Annotated in this window: 13 protein-coding genes; 10 read left to right on the forward strand and 3 right to left on the reverse strand. The window is 63.9% G+C overall.

Annotated elements, in window-relative coordinates:
* Nucleotides 1-8: 8 nt before the first annotated feature.
* The gene (locus B1C78_RS06045) at nucleotides 9-1955 is read right to left on the reverse strand and encodes a PrkA family serine protein kinase (protein ID WP_077278251.1); all 1947 of its coding nucleotides are present in this window, start codon (nucleotides 1953-1955) and stop codon (nucleotides 9-11) included.
* Between the two features lie 693 nt (nucleotides 1956-2648).
* Nucleotides 2649-5027, reverse strand: a complete 2379-nt coding sequence (locus B1C78_RS06050) for a sucrose synthase (RefSeq protein WP_077278252.1) — start codon at nucleotides 5025-5027, stop codon at nucleotides 2649-2651.
* 113 nt (nucleotides 5028-5140) lie between these two features.
* Here B1C78_RS06050 and B1C78_RS06055 point away from each other — a divergent pair, with 113 nt between their 5' ends.
* The 7 genes from B1C78_RS06055 to B1C78_RS06085 all read left to right on the forward strand — a co-directional run bounded on the left by B1C78_RS06055 (nucleotide 5141) and on the right by B1C78_RS06085 (nucleotide 13012).
* Nucleotides 5141-5647, forward strand: coding sequence for a MarR family winged helix-turn-helix transcriptional regulator (locus tag B1C78_RS06055; RefSeq protein WP_077278253.1), 507 nt, complete (start codon nucleotides 5141-5143; stop codon nucleotides 5645-5647).
* An 84-nt stretch (nucleotides 5648-5731) separates the two neighbouring features.
* Complete coding sequence (locus tag B1C78_RS06060) at nucleotides 5732-7018, forward strand: Zn-dependent hydrolase (RefSeq protein WP_077278254.1); 1287 nt, start codon at nucleotides 5732-5734, stop codon at nucleotides 7016-7018.
* Nucleotides 7015-7761 (forward strand): cysteine hydrolase family protein, encoded by a 747-nt coding sequence (locus tag B1C78_RS06065; protein WP_077278255.1) that lies wholly within the window; start codon nucleotides 7015-7017, stop codon nucleotides 7759-7761. The genes B1C78_RS06060 and B1C78_RS06065 overlap by 4 nt, the downstream gene beginning before the upstream one ends.
* Nucleotides 7762-7854: 93 nt before the next feature.
* A complete protein-coding gene (locus B1C78_RS06070) occupies nucleotides 7855-8943 on the forward strand; it encodes an aspartate/ornithine carbamoyltransferase family protein (RefSeq protein ID WP_077278256.1) in 1089 nt (362 codons plus the stop codon).
* A gap of 248 nt (nucleotides 8944-9191) precedes the next feature.
* Nucleotides 9192-11210 (forward strand): asparagine synthase (glutamine-hydrolyzing), encoded by a 2019-nt coding sequence (gene asnB / locus B1C78_RS06075; RefSeq protein WP_077278257.1) that lies wholly within the window; start codon nucleotides 9192-9194, stop codon nucleotides 11208-11210.
* Between the two features lie 128 nt (nucleotides 11211-11338).
* Nucleotides 11339-12238, forward strand: a complete 900-nt coding sequence (locus tag B1C78_RS06080; protein WP_077278258.1) for a mechanosensitive ion channel family protein — start codon at nucleotides 11339-11341, stop codon at nucleotides 12236-12238.
* A gap of 324 nt (nucleotides 12239-12562) precedes the next feature.
* Nucleotides 12563-13012 (forward strand): DUF302 domain-containing protein, encoded by a 450-nt coding sequence (locus B1C78_RS06085; protein WP_139349825.1) that lies wholly within the window; start codon nucleotides 12563-12565, stop codon nucleotides 13010-13012.
* A gap of 115 nt (nucleotides 13013-13127) precedes the next feature.
* On the opposite strand, the gene B1C78_RS06090 is transcribed toward B1C78_RS06085, so the two are convergent.
* Nucleotides 13128-13493, reverse strand: a complete 366-nt coding sequence (locus tag B1C78_RS06090) for a hypothetical protein (protein WP_077278260.1) — start codon at nucleotides 13491-13493, stop codon at nucleotides 13128-13130.
* Between the two features lie 425 nt (nucleotides 13494-13918).
* On the opposite strand from B1C78_RS06090, the gene cobA reads away from it, so the two are divergent.
* From cobA to B1C78_RS06105, 3 genes are read left to right on the forward strand one after another with little or no spacing between them, the layout of a single operon-like run.
* A complete protein-coding gene (gene cobA, locus B1C78_RS06095; RefSeq protein ID WP_077278261.1) occupies nucleotides 13919-14710 on the forward strand; it encodes a uroporphyrinogen-III C-methyltransferase in 792 nt (263 codons plus the stop codon).
* Between the two features lie 4 nt (nucleotides 14711-14714).
* Nucleotides 14715-15050, forward strand: coding sequence for a c-type cytochrome (locus B1C78_RS06100; RefSeq protein ID WP_281250596.1), 336 nt, complete (start codon nucleotides 14715-14717; stop codon nucleotides 15048-15050).
* Complete coding sequence (locus tag B1C78_RS06105; protein WP_139349823.1) at nucleotides 15050-16240, forward strand: cytochrome D1 domain-containing protein; 1191 nt, start codon at nucleotides 15050-15052, stop codon at nucleotides 16238-16240. The genes B1C78_RS06100 and B1C78_RS06105 overlap by 1 nt, the downstream gene beginning before the upstream one ends.
* Nucleotides 16241-16247 lie beyond the last annotated feature (7 nt).

Raw genomic sequence — 16247 nt, forward strand, 5'->3', positions numbered from 1 at the left:
GCGGGCGCTCAGCCCGCCTGTTTCACGCGCATGTACCACTCCACCAGCCGGCGCACCTGGCGCTCGGTGTAACCGCGTTCCACCATGCGCTGCACAAAGTCGCTGTGCTTGCGCTCCAGTTCGGAGTCGGCCTTGGTGCCGAAGCTGATCACCGGCAACAGGTCCTCCACCTGGCTGAACATGCGCTTCTCGATCACCTCGCGGATCTTCTCGTAGGAGGTCCACGACGGCATCTTGCCGCCCTGTGCCGCCTGGGAGCGCAACGCGAATTTCACCACCTCGTTGCGGAAGTCCTTGGGGTTTGCAATGCCGGCGGCCTTCTCGATCTTGGACAGCTCCTGGTTGAGCGCAGGACGGTCGAGCATTTGCCCGGTATCCGGATCCTTGAAATCGTGGTCCTCGATCCAGGCGTCGGCATAGGTCACGTAGCGCTCGAACAGGTTCTGGCCGAAGTCGTGGTAGGACTCCAGATACGCCTTCTGGATTTCGTTGCCGATGAAGTCCGCGTAGCGCGGCGCCAGTTCCGCCTTGATGAATTCGAGGTAGCGTCGCTCCGTCTCCTCCGGGAACTGCTCGCGGCGGATGGACTGCTCCAGCATGTAGAGCAGGTGCACCGGATCGGCGGCCACCTCGCGGTTGTCGTAGTTGAAGGTCTCGGAAAGCACCTTGAACGCAAAGCGCGTGGAGACGCCGGTCATGCCCTCGTCCACCCCGGCCACGTCACGGTACTCCTGCATGGACTTGGCCTTGGGATCGGTGTCCTTGAGGCTCTCGCCGTCGTACACCCGCATCTTGGAGTACAGGCTCGAGTTCTCGTGCTCCTTGAGCCGGGTGAGCACCGAGAACTTCGCCAGCAGGTCCAGGGTGGCCGGGGCGCAGGGCGCATCGCTCAGCTCGCTCGTGCGGATGAGCTTGTCGTAGATGAGCTGTTCCTCCGTGGCTCGCAGGCAGTAGGGCACCTTGATCACCGAGATACGGTCCAGGAAGGCCTCGTTGTTCTTGTTGTTTCTGAATGTCTGCCACTCGGCCTCGTTGGAGTGCGCCATGATGATCCCGTTGAAGGGGATGGCGCCGATGTTTTCCGTGCCCACATAGTTGCTTTCCTGGGTGGCGGTCAGCAGCGGGTGCAGCATCTTGATGGGCGCCTTGAACATCTCCACGAATTCCAGGATGCCCTGGTTGGCGCGGTTGAGGCCGCCCGAGTAGCTGTAGGCGTCGGTATCGTTCTGGCTGTAGAGCTCCAGCTTGCGGATGTCCACCTTCCCGACCAGCGAGGAGATGTCCTGGTTGTTCTCGTCGCCGGGTTCGGTCTTGGCGATGGCGATCTGGCGCAGCTTGGACGGATAGATGCGCACCACGGAGAAGCGCGACAGGTCGCCGCCGAACTCGTCCAGCCGCTTGACCGCCCAGGGGGAGATCAGACCGGTGAGCCGGCGCTTCGGAATGCCGAAACGCGCCTCGATGTCGGCCCCGTGGGTTTCCGGGTCGAACAGGCCCAGGGGGCTTTCGAACACGGGCGAGATCTCGTCGTTGGCCTTGAGCACGTAGATGGGGAGTTTCTCCATCAGGCTCTTGAGCCGTTCTGCCAGCGAGGACTTGCCGCCGCCCACCGGACCGAGCAGGTAGAGGATCTGCTTGCGCTCCTCCAGGCCCTGCGCCGCGTAGCGGAAGAAGCCGACGATGCGCTCGACGGTCTCCTCCATGCCATAGAAATCCTCAAAGGCCGGGTAGATCTTGATGGTTCGATTGAGAAAGATGCGTCCGAGGCGCTCGTCCTTGGCAGTATCGAGTACCTTGGGGTCCCCGATGGCGGCCACGAGCCGCTCGCCGGCGGTCGCGTACATCATGGGATCGTCCGCGCAGGCCTCCAGGTAGGCACTCAGGGGCATTTCCGACTCCTGGCGCTGCTGGTATTCCCGTGCGTACTGGGCGATCAGGGTTTCTGCGGAATCCATAACGTCTTCACCTCCTCGTCAGGACGCAGTGGTGCGCATGTACATCCATGCAATTTGGGGGCCACGGCAGGGTGCAGACCGCGCGTTCTCCCCTCGGACGCCGACGGACGGCGTGTATCCGATGTGTTCCGGTAAGCGGTGTGGCATCGGCGCGCGGGCTGCGCGACCGGATTCCCGGGACTTCATCACTCTTGTTGGACGCGCCGGCACGCGTGCAGTTCCGGCGGTGTGTCCGATACACCCGATAATGGCGCGCGGTGACGGCATTCCGGCGTTTGACGCCCGGTTGCAGGGGAGAATGTCGGGTTTCCGGCGGCGGGGCGTCGGGTCGTGTGTCACAAAACCTGACTGGAAACGCTGGATCACGTCATCAACCGGCCGACACCCGTGCGCTGAAACGATGCATGGACCGGCAACACTCCGAACAGCCGAAGCGTTGCCCTTTCATGGTAAAGCTTAGTACAGCTTAAAGACCAGAGAGAGTGACAAACGACACAACCGATGAACGAGCGGAGAAACCGGAGAGGAGGACACGCGGTTGGAAGTGGGAAGTGTGAATTGGGAAGTGGGAGATCGGAGGTGGGAAGTGAGAACTGGGAAGTCGGAACAAGGCCGTTTATGGCGCGGCAACCTGTCGAGCGCCGCGCAAGACGCTGATTAACCCCCGATTTCCCACTTCCCAATTCCCCCTTCCTACTTCAAGAGCGCCAGCGGCCGGTACTGCAGGGCGTGGAACATCTCCAGGTAACGCCGGGTTTCCGCGCGTTCCAGGTTGGTGACGTACTTCCAGAAGCCGTAGATGCGAGACAGCGTCATCATGCGTTCGGCATACAGCCGCCAAGTGTAGCGCTCTTCGACCCGGGCGATGGCGCCCCGGGAGATCGCATCCCAGTGTGCCGGGTCCTTCTGGCAGCGCTCCAGGAAGGCTGCTAACTCCGCGCTGGCGGTCTCCCCGTGGTTGGGGTCGATGTGAAAGCCGCTGGTCCCGTGGCGGATGATCTCCAGCGGTCCGCCGTAGCGTGTGGCGAAGGTGGGCAGGCCGGAGGCCATGGCCTCGATCACCGTCAGGCCGAAGGCCTCGAACAGCGCGGGCTGCACGAATACCCCGCGCCGGTCCGCAATGCAGCGGTACAGTTCCCCGGACAGGGTCTTGTCCAGGCGCACGCCCAGCCAGCGTACGCACCTGTCGAGGTCGTGGTCATCGAACAGGGCGTGCATACGCTCGATCTGCGCCTGTTCCTCGTGGTCGTCGGAGTGGCGGGGGTCCACGGCGCCGGCCACCACCACCAGGTTGGCGAGCTCGCGCAGCGTGGGGTGTTCCGCGTACCACGACACCAGCCCGGTGATGTTCTTGATGCGGTCCAGGCGGGCCATGGTGAAGATCACCGGTCGGCCGGGGTCGGCCAGCACGCCCCGGGCATCGTCCCGTGCACCACCATAGAGCAGGTCGTCGATCTCGGTGTGCAAGCCGGTGATGCGCTGCCCGGTATCCGTGTAGGGGAAATACACGCGTTCGTCCGCACCGGGAGACACGATGTTGAACTTGGGGTCAAATACATTGATGCCCTGCACAACCCGGTACAGGTCCGGCATGGAGAAATGCATGTAGCTCTCGTACTGACCGATCTCGTCGTCTGTGCCCGCGATCTCCTGGTAGGTGCTGGTGATGATGAAGTCGGCCGAGTTCATGGCGATCAGGTCGGCGGTAAACTGGGTGGCGAAGTGATACTGGGCGTCGTTGTCCTTCCAGTACAGGTCGGAATACAGGTACTTGGTCTTCTCCAGGGCATGGGCGATGTTGCATTGCGTCACGTGCATGCGCGCGGACAGCAGCGAGGCCACCAGGTTGCCGTCGGAGTAGTTGCCGATGATCAGGTCCGGCCGCCCGCCCAGGTCCGCGAGGATCGTACGTTCCACCTCGTCGGCGAAACGCTCCAGGTACGGCCAGATCTCGAAGCGTGAGATCCAGTGGGACACGATCTCGCCGTCGTCGCCGCGAAACGGCACGCGCAGGATGCGTGCGTCCTCGGTCCCGGAAATAGCCTCCTCGGCCTGGTCACAGGTGGTGCCCCGGGCCTCGGGGATCAGCCGCGTGACAACGCGTATGCGGGGCTCGATCTCGAGGCCCTGCTCGGAGAGGCGATCACGCATCTCGCGTTCCAGTGCGCGCACCTGGTCCAGGATGTAGACGACCTGCCCGCCCGTGTCCGGCAGACCCAGCACGCCCGCCTGCCCGAAGAAGCCGTGGGGCGAAAGGATCAGCAGGCTGAAGATCATGGGAATACGCGCCAGAAACCGCTCGAGGCTCTCGGGTGACGGCGCTTCCAGCAGTTCCGAGAGCAGACGCATGCTGTCCAGCACCCGGCCCGCGTCGCGTCCCCAGCCGGGCTCAAAGCCCAGGTGCTGGAGTTCATGGGCAATCTCCGTCCAGGGGGTGTCGCGGTCGCGCCGCGCCAGGCGCTTTTCCGCATCGCGGATGGCGGTGCGCAAGGCATCCACGCCGTCGATGCGGTCGTTGATCATCAGGGGACGACCGTCGCAGCGGTGCTCGCGCAGAAACAGGAACAGCTTGCTCAGGCCGCCGTTGGCGCGATCGAACAGCTGGCTGGAGAGCTTGCGGTTGAGAAACTCCACGCCCCGGCCGATGGAGCGTGTCTCGCGCATCTGCGGGAACTCCCGGTTGAAGGGCTCGATGTCGAACTCCAGCGGCCGTTCATGGCGCGGGTTCGGGCAGACCAGGCGCTCCTTCACCTCCAGAAAGTGACCCACGGTGAGCGGCTCCACACTCAGGTCGTCGGCATGGATGCGCACGAAGCTCCAGCGCCCGATGCGCTGGCGCAGCGCCAGGCACACCCAAGGCGCCGCAAGCACCGCCTCCTGGCAGTGTTCCACCATGTGCGCCAGCGGGCTGTCCGCCAGCGAGGCATCGTCGATGTCCTGACACAGGGCGTCGAACTCGTCGTGCAGCTGTGATTTCAGCAGGAAGGGGCGTCCCAGGGCCAGGTAACGCCGCAGCAGCAGGTACGCGGCCTCCCGTTGGGCCTGCAGGCTTTCCTCGAGCTGGTGGGTCATGGCGGTCTCCTGGCGGCGGCCTGAGAGCCAATTGACTCCCGCCCCCGCGTTGAGTTTCTTGTTCGTGAAATGCTATTGTACAAAAATATTTGCGACAAAAAGACCCTATTGCCATGTCCACACCCCGTTCCAGCCTGTCCGGCGAATCCGGCAGCGCCAACGCAGCGCAATCCATCATCCGTCAGCTGCGGGTGGTGTTCCGCGCCCTGCAGAACCATTCGCGCAGCATCGAGAAGGCCTGCGGGGTCAGCGCGGCCCAGTTGTGGGCCCTGTGGGAGCTGCACAACGCGCCCGGTCTCAGAGTGGGCGATCTCTCGCACAGGCTGTTGATTCATCCTTCCACGGCTTCCAACATGCTGGACAAGCTGGAGAGCAAGCATCTGGTGGAACGGCGCAGGACAGGTATGGACCAAAGGGTGGTCAGCCTGTTTCTCACCCCGCGCGGAGAGGACCTGCTCCGGGCGGCCCCCGCGCCGGCCGAGGGCGAACTCAACCGTGCCCTGCAGGCCCTGCCCGGTCAACAGTTGGCGGCGCTCGAGTCGGGTCTGGCGGCCCTGCTGGAACACATGCAGGCCCATGACGAACAGGCCGCCCTGCGACCCATCGCCGGGGATGACTGAATTCACGCATGACGCCGCGCACCGTGCTCCGTCGGGCCCTGCCGGTGTCATCCGTCCGGAATGTCCGGAAGGAGCAACCAGACCATGAACGAGATCAGAGTCAACTTCGAACGTCTGCGCGACGATGTGCAGAGCCTGTCACGCATCGGTCAGCAGGAGGATCAGGGTATCCACCGCATGGCTTTCAGTGAGGGCGATCTGGAGGGACGGCGCTGGTTTCGTTCGCGCGCCGAAGCCGCCGGCCTCGAGGTCTACGAGGATGGTGCCGCCAATCTGCACGCACGCCTGGACTGGGACGGAAAGCGTCCCGCCGTGATGATGGGTTCGCACCTGGACACGGTGCCCGGCGGCGGCCCGCTGGACGGGGCGCTGGGGGTTCTGGTGGGCCTCGAGGTGATGCGCACCATCAGCGAGGCGGGCGTCAAACTCAGGCATCCGCTGGAGGTGGTGGACTTCACCGACGAGGAGGGTCGTTTCGGCGGCCTGTTCGGTTCCCAGGCCATCGCCGGGCAGCTCACACCGGCCATCATTCACAACGCCCATGACCTGGACGGCGTCACGCTTACCGAGGCCATGGCCGCCTGGGGGCTGGATGCCAACGCGGCCCTGTTCGCACGCCGCTCCCCGGAATCCATACACGCCTATCTGGAGCTTCATATCGAGCAGGGGCCGGTGCTGGACCGCAACAATGTGTCCATTGGCGTGGTGGATGCCATTACGGGCCTGTTCAAGTGGGACGTGCGCCTGATGGGGCAGACCAACCATGCGGGCACAACGCCCATGGATATGCGCGCCGACAGTTTTCAGGGGCTCGCGGAATTTTCCGGCGAGATCACCCGCATTCTGGAAGAGCACGGCAGCCCTCACAGCCGGGCCACCATCGGCCGGGTGGAACTCAAGCCGGGTGCCGCGAACACCATCCCCGGGCAGACCAGCTTTTCCCTGGACGTGCGCGACACCGATGCCGAGACACTGAAGAATCTCTCGGATGCCTTCCGACGCACGCTCTCGGCACTGGCGCGGCGCCGGGACCTGATGTTCGAGTTCGACGTGCTGTCGGAGATCCCGCCCATGCGCTGCGACCCCGGGCTGGTTCAGTTGCTCACGGAGACTGCCGACCGCCTGGGGCTGGAGCATCTGCGCATGCCCAGCGGTGCGGCCCATGACGCCCAGATCATGGGGTCCGTCACCCGCACCGGCATGATCTTCGTGCCCAGCATCGAGGGCAAGAGCCATTCGGCATCCGAGTGGACGCCGTGGGAGGACATCGAGAAAGGGGCGAACCTGGCCCTGCAGGCGATACTGCAACTGGCCGCTGCGGATGCCGGCGTGACCATCAAGGAGCAGCCGGCGAAGAGGAAAAAGGCATGAACGACAAGCCCGACAATGTCACCGATCTGACCAGGTACGACAATGTCGACCCGTTGCGCGAGCAGTATCGTGAAACCCTGATCACCAACCGGATACTGAAGCGAGAGCTGGGCGCGCACCACACGGCGCTGCTGAGCATCGACCTGCAATACCTGGACGCCGCGCGTGGTCACGGCGTATTCGCAGACGCGGAACGTTCCGGCGTGCCCACCGAGGCGCAGGACTATTACTTCAGCCGTCTGGAGGACCTGGTCCTGCCCAACGTGCGGCGCCTGCAGGACGCGTTCCGCGCCGTGGGGCTGGAAGTGATCCATACGCGCATCCAGTCTCTGACCCGGGACGGGCGCGACCGGGGGCCGGGTCACAAGCGGCTCAACCTGCATGCCGCGCCGGGCTCCAAGGAAGCGGAATTTCTGGAGATCGTGGCACCGCAGGGTGACGAGATCGTCATCAACAAGACCGCCAGCGGCGTGTTCACCTCCACCAACCTGGAATACGTCCTGCGTAATCTGGAGGTCACCTCTCTGTTCGTGGTGGGCGTCTACAGCAATGAGTGCGTCTCCACCGCCATCCGTGACGCCTGCGACCTGGGTTTTTACGTCACGCTCATCGAGGACGGCTGCGCGACGGTGACGCCGGAGATGCAGCGGGCGACCCTGACCACCATCAAGGACCGCTATGCCCGGGTCATGACCACCGACGAGGCACTGGCGGAGATCGCCAAGGTTGAAGAAGCCTCGTAAACCCCGCTCAGCCTGAGCGCACGGACTATATAAAGAGGATTCCCCCTGATGTTCCATCCCCAAGCCCACCCGTGACCCGAGGAGAGGCACGCCATGGCAGTTCCCAACGATCCGCAGCTTGAGCGCCCGCTCAAGCCCAAGGACGGCACCGCCGGCATCGAGCGCCCCAGGGCGTTGCTGGATTCCCTGCCCGAGGACCCGCGTCCGCTCATGTCGCTGTCGAGTCGGCACGTGGTTTCATCGCGTCAGTTCGACCGCGACACGCTGCTGCAACTGTTCCGGCTCGCCGCGCAGTACGAGAGTACCCCTGCGCTGCTGCATCCGCCACTGGCAGGAAAGATCCTGATCAGCGCCTTTTATGAACCCAGTACGCGCACGCGTCTGTCGTTCGAAAGCGCGTGGCATCGCCTGGGCGGAGACATCATGTCCATCACCGACGCCAGGAGCACCGGCATCGCCAAGGGCGAATCCCTGCCCGACATCGCCGAGATGTTCAACAACTACGGGGACGTGATCGTGCTGCGCAATACGGAGGCCGAGGCGATCTACGAGATGCTGGACTCGCTGCGTATCCCGATCATCAATGCGGGCAACGGCATCGACGAGCACCCCACCCAGGCCATGGCCGATGTCTACACCATCTTCAAGTGGCGTCCGGAACTGACCAGCCCGGATCTGCCGGCCGGCAAGCGCATCCGCATCGGCATCATCGGCGTGCCGAGCCGCATGCGCACGGTGCGCAGCCTGTTGCTGATGCTGGCGTACTTTGCCTCGTCCATCGAGGAAGTGGCCATCCTGAGCCACGAAGACAACCTCTTCGACGAGGGTCAGCACGAGGAGCTGACCAAGGCCGGCCTTTCAGTGCGTGTGGCCACGGATCTGGACGGCGAGTTGCCGAATCTGGATGTGGTGTACATCAACGCCATCGCGTGGGTGGGCGACACCTTCGAGGCCATGGGCATGGACATGCGCCTGAGCGCGGCGTCGCCGCTGAAGAAAGACGCCATCATCCTTCACCCGCTGGCACGCGGCGAGGAGCTGTCCACCGACCTGGACAAGACATCCCACAACTGGTACTTCGCCCAGGCCCGCGGCGCCGTATTCATCCGCATGGCACTGCTCACCTGCATGGTGCGGCGCATCGGCGAGGTCATGGATGTCCCGGATACGTCCCGGGGTTGAGAAGAAATGAACGACAGGATGAACAGGATTGTTGGGGATTAACAGGAAGAAGAATTGATCCAACTGCATCAACGGCATCTACGTGATTCTCGATTGAATCCGACCCCGTTGCCCACGTTGATCTTGTCTGAAAAGACTTCTTCCTGTTCATCCTCAAAAATCCTGTAAATCCTGTCCATTAAGAATTTTCGTTGCGCGCTCCGCGGCGCTGCAACTGAGTTGGTTCACATTCGCAGGAGAAAACACACATGTGTGGAATAGCTGGCGTGATGAACGCCGATCCCAAGCAACCCGTCGATCCCGAGACCCTGGTGGCCATGGCGGCCATTCAGTATCACCGCGGGCCGGACGGGTTCGGTTACCGGGTGGAGAAGGGCCGCGGTGTGGGGTTTTCCCATGCCCGACTGACCATCATTGACCTGGACGAGAACCGCGGCCGCCAGCCGTTCGTCTCCCATGACGGGAACCTCATGCTGGCGGTCAACGGCGAACTCTACGACTACAAGCGCATCCGCACTGAGCTTACGTCGCGGGGCCACAAGTTCCGCACCAAGAGCGACTCGGAGATCGTGTTGCATCTTTACGAGCGCCTCGGGTTGGAGGAGACGCTCAAACACATGCGCGGCGAGTTCGGCGTGGCGCTCTACGACCGCGCTCACGACCGGCTCATGCTGATCCGGGATCGCTTCGGTGTGAAGCCCCTCTACTGGACCGAGGTCAACGGCAGGATCGTGTTCGGCTCCGAGATCAAGGTGCTGTTCGCGCATCCGGATGTGCCGCGCCGGTTCAACGCCAAGGGCCTCTACCATCAGCTCATGCAGACCGTGGTACCCGGCACCACGGCGTTTGACGGCATCCACCAGGTCAAGCCGGGTCACGTGGTGACCATCGAGCGCCGCCACGGCAAGTTCGAGATCCGTGACGATCGCTACTGGGACATGGACTTCCCGCTGCTCGAGGAACGCGGCGAGCCCGAAGACGACGAGGTCTACATCGAGGCTGTGCGCCGGGAGCTGATGCAGGCCGTGCAGCTGCGCCTGGAGGCGGACGTGCCGGTGGCCTGTTACCTCTCCGGGGGCATCGATTCCTGCATCACGCTGGGTCTGTCCGCGGCGAACCAGCAGTCGCCGGTCAAGGCCTTCACCATCGGCTTCGACAACGCCGACTACGACGAGACGGCCATCGCCACCGAGATGGCCGAGTCCGTGGGCGCGGACCAGGACGTCATGCGTCTCAACGCTGACCATCTCTACGACAATCTCGTAGAGACGCTCTGGCATGCCGAACGCACCATCTACAACACGCTCGGTGTGGCGAAGCTCCTCATGAGCCGGCACGTGAACAAGGCCGGCTATCGGGTGGTGGTGACCGGCGAGGGCTCGGACGAACTGTTCGCCGGCTACCCGGCGTTCCGCCGGGACATGTTCCTGCACGGTCTCGACACCATGGATCGGGCCGAGCGCGCCAGCTGGGAGCAGCTGCTGTCCGAGAGCAACAAGCTGTTCTCCGGCGCCATGCTCGCAGAGAACGAGCTCAACGACCCGGCGCTCAACGATCTGGTGGGCTTCACGCCCTCCTGCCTGCAGCCGTGGCTTGCCACTGCCGCTCATGTTCCGGGTCTCATGTCCAAGGACATGCGCGCCCAGGTGGAGGGTTACGAGCCGGGCCGCGCCATTGCCGAGGCGCTGGACGGCGACATGATCGAGGGGCGCCATCCCCTGGACAAGGCGCAGTACGTGTGGATCAAGACCATGCTGGAAGGCCAGATCCTCACCTGGGGCGGTGATCGGGTGGACATGGCCAACTCCATGGAGGCGCGTCCGCCCTTCCTCGATCATCACCTGGCGGAGCTGGCCACGAAGATCCCGCCCTCCATGCGCATCCGGGGCCGCACGGAAAAGTACGTGCTGCGCGAATCCATGAAGGGGTTGCTGCCGAAGGTGCTCTACGAGCGCGAGAAGTTCGCGTTCATGGCGCCGCCGGCGCATACGGACCCCAAGAAATGGGCGGCCATGAAGGCACTGGCAGACCAGTACCTCTCCGACGAGGCCATCGAGGCCGCGGGGCTGCTGGATCCGGCCGGCGTGAAAGCGCTGTTCGAGCTGCACGACGCCGAGGACACCACCGCCTCCACCCAGGTGCAGCTGGATGCGGTCATCAACCACATGATCGGTGTGCAGGTGCTGCACAGCCACTTCGTGGCGCAGGACGTGCCCGCGCTGGCGCGTGCGAAAGCGAAGGAACTGGGGTGGACGGCGGCGGCGTAGCCGCCGCCGAAGGATGAAGGACGAAGGATGAAGGATGAATCAGGCCGGATCCGGTTTTCATTCATCCTTCATCCTTCAACCTTCTTCCTTTGCCAGCGCGATCACCGGACTCGAAAGGAGCCCCCAATATGGAACTCGTCCTCGAATATTTCCAGGAGGTCCAATGGGATGACCTGATCTTTTCCACGCTGCGCATCCTGCTCATCCTGGTCATGGCCTGGGTGATCATGAGCGTGGTGCGCAACGCCCTGGGGCGGATGCAGCGCCGGCTGGTGGAGAGCGGCAAGCGCCAGGGGGACGTCCCTTCGGAGGCCAGCAAGCGCGCCGAGACCCTGGTGCGGCTGCTGCGCCAGGCGGTGATGATCGTCGTCTGGGTCATGGCGCTGCTGGTGATCCTCAACGAACTGGGTGTGTCCGTTGCCCCGATCCTGGCCTCGGCCGGCGTGCTGGGACTGGCGGTGGGCTTCGGCGCGCAGAACCTGGTGCGTGATGTCATCAGCGGGTTCTTCTTCATCCTCGAGAATCAGGTCCGCGTGGGCGACGTGGCGGTGGTCAACGGTACCGGCGGGCTGGTGGAGGCCATCAACTTCAGGACCCTGGTGCTACGCGACCTGGAGGGCAAGGTGCACATCTTCCCGAACGGGACCATCGACTCCGTAACGAACCTGACCCGCGAGTGGTCCGCCTATGTGTTCGACATCGGCGTGGCCTACAAGGAGGACACCGACAAGGTAGTGGGTATCCTGAAGTCGGTGGGCGAGGAGATGAAGGCCGACCCGGAGTACGGACCGAACATCATCGAGGACATGGAGATCTTCGGGGTGGACAAGTTCGATGATTCCGCCGTGGTCATCAAGGGACGCATCAAGACCCTGCCCATCAAGCAGTGGTACGTGGGCCGCGAGTTCCTGCGCCGGGTGAAGTATGCCTTCGACGCCCAGGGCGTGGAGATCCCGTTCCCGCACCGCACCTTCTACTTCGGCGACGCCAGTCCGCCTGTGCTGGCGCGTATGATCAACCGCGAATGAAATGGACAGGATGAACAGGATTGTTTGGGATTGACAGGATTAAGGACTAGAGATAAAGGACGAAAGACAAAAGACATTTGGACAGGATTAACATGATTTACAGGGTTGTTCTTGAAAGCCTTTGATCCTGTCCATTAATCTTGCTCGCCGCCCCTCGGTGGGAAGGCCTTTCACTTTGCCGCTCGGGCTGGTCAGGCTTCGGCTTGCCGACCCAAAACCGGGCCACTTTGGCAACATTAAGGAGTTGTTCACATGAATCATATTCCTGCGATACCGTTCACCTCTCGTTCGTGCCACCGGCTCGCCGCGTTCGGGTTCGGCTTCATGTTGCTGGTTGCGTGGATCCTCCCAGGGGCTGCGCTCGCCCAGAGCGGGGACCAGCCGCAGCTGGTGGAGGTGGTCAAGAGCAACAAGTCTTTCCCGGAGACTCTGCAGGTCTTCAAGGAAGAGGCGAAGGCTGCAGGCTGGAGCGTGCTCAACGTCAACAACATGGCCGGTGTGCTCTCCATGCGGGGCTTCACCCTGGAACCGGTGGTGATCATTGATGTGTGCAGTGGACGCTACAGCGCACGCATTCTGGCCAACGACGATTATCGTCCCGTGTCCGCCTTCATGCCCTGTCGTGTCAGCATCTACCAGACCTCGGGCGGGGACGTGTTCATCTCGCGCATGAATACCAGCGCATTTCTGGAGATGATGCCCCCGGAGGTCGCCGAGGTGATGGCGGCTTCTGACGAGGAGATCGCGCAGATCATTGCCCGAACGGTGCGCTGATCCGGGGATTACGTGGCCGCCTTGGTGCAATGTCCGGGTTAATCCTGTTAATCCAGAAACATCCTGTTCATCCTGTCCATTGCCTTTCAAGCCAGCCCCGCTGATTCACCTCCGCTCACCGGCTCAACTCCCCCTCGGCCACCCTGTTTCCGTTGGAATACATGTGGATGCGGTTGCCGTCGAGGACCAGGTCCATGCAGGCCTTGTTGCCGGCCAGGCGGCCGGTGAGCCATTCACGGCAGTACTGGCCGGTGTCGCTCACCCACCAGCGCGCGGATTCGCCGCGCTGGTCCACGAGGGATCCGTCCGCGCGGAACTCCAGCGTGTAGGCCGACTGGCTGCGCAGATAGACCCCCGACAGGGTGGCGCCTTCAAGCAGCGCCCGGACCTCGGTCTGGTCACGGAGGTAGTCTTGGGCCGCGGCCGCGCCTGCCAGCAGGGCCAGGGTCAGGGCAGTCGCGCGGGCGATCGTTTTCGTCATCGGCTGTGGTCGTCGTGTGTCAGAATGGCCTGTCAGCATAGCGCAACCAAGCCCGGATTATTGCAGCGAACCGGGGGCCGGGAAGCGGCCTTGGGCCTGCCCGGCGGTCATTCTAAAGATGTGCCAAGAATGCAAAGTTTGATCGAAATCAAGGCGTATGATACCGGTGGACAGTCAATAATAGGGTCAAGGATAGGGAATATGGGGGCCGGAGCCCGTTTTCTCGACGCCTTGCTGCATCAGGGAAGGCCGGGCCGGGCTAGCTCTCGTCCATGCGCCCCGAGGCCATGATTCCAGGGGAGGGACACGCCCGCCATTCGATCGGAAAGCCCAGTGCTGACAAGAACTGACTATATGACGCCCGAACCGCTGCCAGACGCTGCCAAGCATGCCGGCAAGGGCCATGAGACAAGGCTGGTGCAACGATGAACGACGATCCCTGCGTGTACCTGGTGGGAACCGGGCCGGGTGATCCCGACCTTCTGACCGTCAGGGCCCTGCGCCTGATCGAGCAGGCCGACGTGGTGGTCTATGACCGCCTCGTGGCCCCCGGGGTGCTGGACCTGGTCCCCGCCGGCGCCAGCCGCATCTACGTGGGCAAGGCCACCGATCGCCACACCCTGCCACAGGACGAGATCAACCGGCTGCTGCTCAAGGTGGCCGGCCGCGCCCGGGTCGTGGTACGGCTCAAGGGCGGGGATCCGTTCGTTTTCGGCCGGGGTGGCGAGGAAGCGGAGTTTCTGCGCCGGCACAACGTGCGCTTCGAAGTGGTCCCCGGGGTCACGGCGGCTACGGCCGTGACCACCTATGCCGGTATCCCCCTGACCCATCGGGGCCTGTCCACGGGGGTGCAGATCATCACGGGCCACAGCCGTGCCAACGGCCCCCTCGAGCACGACTGGGCGCGGCTGGCCAACCCCGATCAGACGCTGGTCATCTACATGGGCGTGTCGAACATCGACGAAATCAGCGCCCGGCTCATGGAGGCCGGCCTGTCGGGTGATACCCCCGCAGCGGCGATCCAGGACGGCGCCACAAGCCGGCAGCGGCGCCTGGTGACCACGCTGGCCCAGCTGGGCCGCGAGACCCGCGAGGCCGATCTGCGTCCGCCGGTGCTGTTCGTCATCGGGCGGGTGGTGAGCATGGCGGATACCCTGGACTGGTATCGGCCCGAGCAGGCGGAGGCGTGCCCCACGGCGCGAGAGCGCAGTGCATAGAGCAGTGGATAGATTCGTAATCGCAATACCGCTCGCCGTGCTGCTGGCCATGGGGGCCGGACCGGCAGCCATGGCCGGAGAGGCGCCCATCGACGACGAGCGCAAGGCTCACTTGCGCCACCTGGTCAAGCAGGACTGCGGTTCCTGCCACGGCCTGACCATGCGCGGCGGGCTGGGCCCGCCGATCACGCCCGAGGCACTGGCGCAGCGCGACCGGGAGACAATGGTGTACACCGTCCTGTACGGACGCCCCGGCACGCCCATGCCGCCCTGGTCTAGTATCCTGACTGAGCAGGAAGCCCGGTGGATTGTGGACCTGTTATACGAAGGAGACCTGTAGTGAGGCGCACGAAACTTGCCGGATGCCTGCTGTGGGTGCTGCTGCTCGCCTGCCCCCTGGCGCTTGCCGGTCAGTCCGACGGCCTGCGCGCCACGGGCGATCTGGGCGTGATCATCGAGCGGGCCACCGGCAGCATCCAGATCATCGAGACCACCTCGCGCACCAGCCTGGCCCGGATCACCGGGCTCGGCGATCTCTCCCATGCCTCGGTGAAGTATTCCCGGGACGAGCGCTATGCCTACATCTTCGGCCGCGACGGCGGGCTCACCCAGGTGGACATGCTCAGGCGCAAGATCACCAACCGCATCATCCAGTCGGGCAACAGCATCGGGGGTGCGATCTCCCAGGACGGGCGGCTGCTGGCCGTGGCCAACTACGATCCCGGCGGCGTGAAGGTGTTTGATGCCCGCACCCTGGAACTGGTGGCCGACATCCCCGCCAAGGACGACGGAGGCGAGCGCTCCAAGGTGGTGGGCCTCGTGGACGCGCCGCGCCAGCGTTTTGTGTTCAGCCTGTTCGAGGCCGGCGAGATCTGGGTGGCGGATTTCAGCGGGGGCGATACCCCGGAGATCACCCGCCACCGGGACGTGGGGCGCCAGCCCTACGATGCGCTGATCACCCCTGACGGCCGCTACTACATCGCCGGGCTGTTCGGCGAGGACGGCATGGCCATGCTGGACCTGCGCCGGCCGCAGGACGGCGTGCAGCGCATCATGGACGGTTACGGGCGCGGCGACGAGCCGCTGCCGGTGTTCAAGATGCCGCACCTGGAGGGCTGGGCCATGGCCGGTGACTATGCCTTCATGCCGGCGGTGGGGCACCACTCGGTCCTGGTGGTGGACCGGCGCGACTGGAGCGAGGTCAAGCGCATTCCGGTCCACGGGCAGCCCATCTTCGTCATGGCCAGCCCCGACCAGCACGCGGTGTGGGTCAATTTCGCCTACCCGGACAATGACACGCTGCAGGTGATCGACGTGGATACCCTCGAGATCAAGGCATCCCTGAAGCCCGGGCCCGCCGTGCTGCACATGGAGTTCACGCCCCGGGGCGAGCACATCTGGGTGTCGGTGCGTGACGCCAACGAGGTGCACATCTACGACAGCTATTCCCTGGAGAAGCTCGGACAGCTGCCCGTGGAAAGCCCCAGCGGCATCTTCCTCACCGCCCGCGCCCACCGGATCGGACTCTGAGCATGGT

It is taken from the genome of Thioalkalivibrio denitrificans, from assembly GCF_002000365.1.
In the GTDB taxonomy this organism is placed as follows: Bacteria; Pseudomonadota; Gammaproteobacteria; order Ectothiorhodospirales; family Ectothiorhodospiraceae; genus Thioalkalivibrio_A; species Thioalkalivibrio_A denitrificans.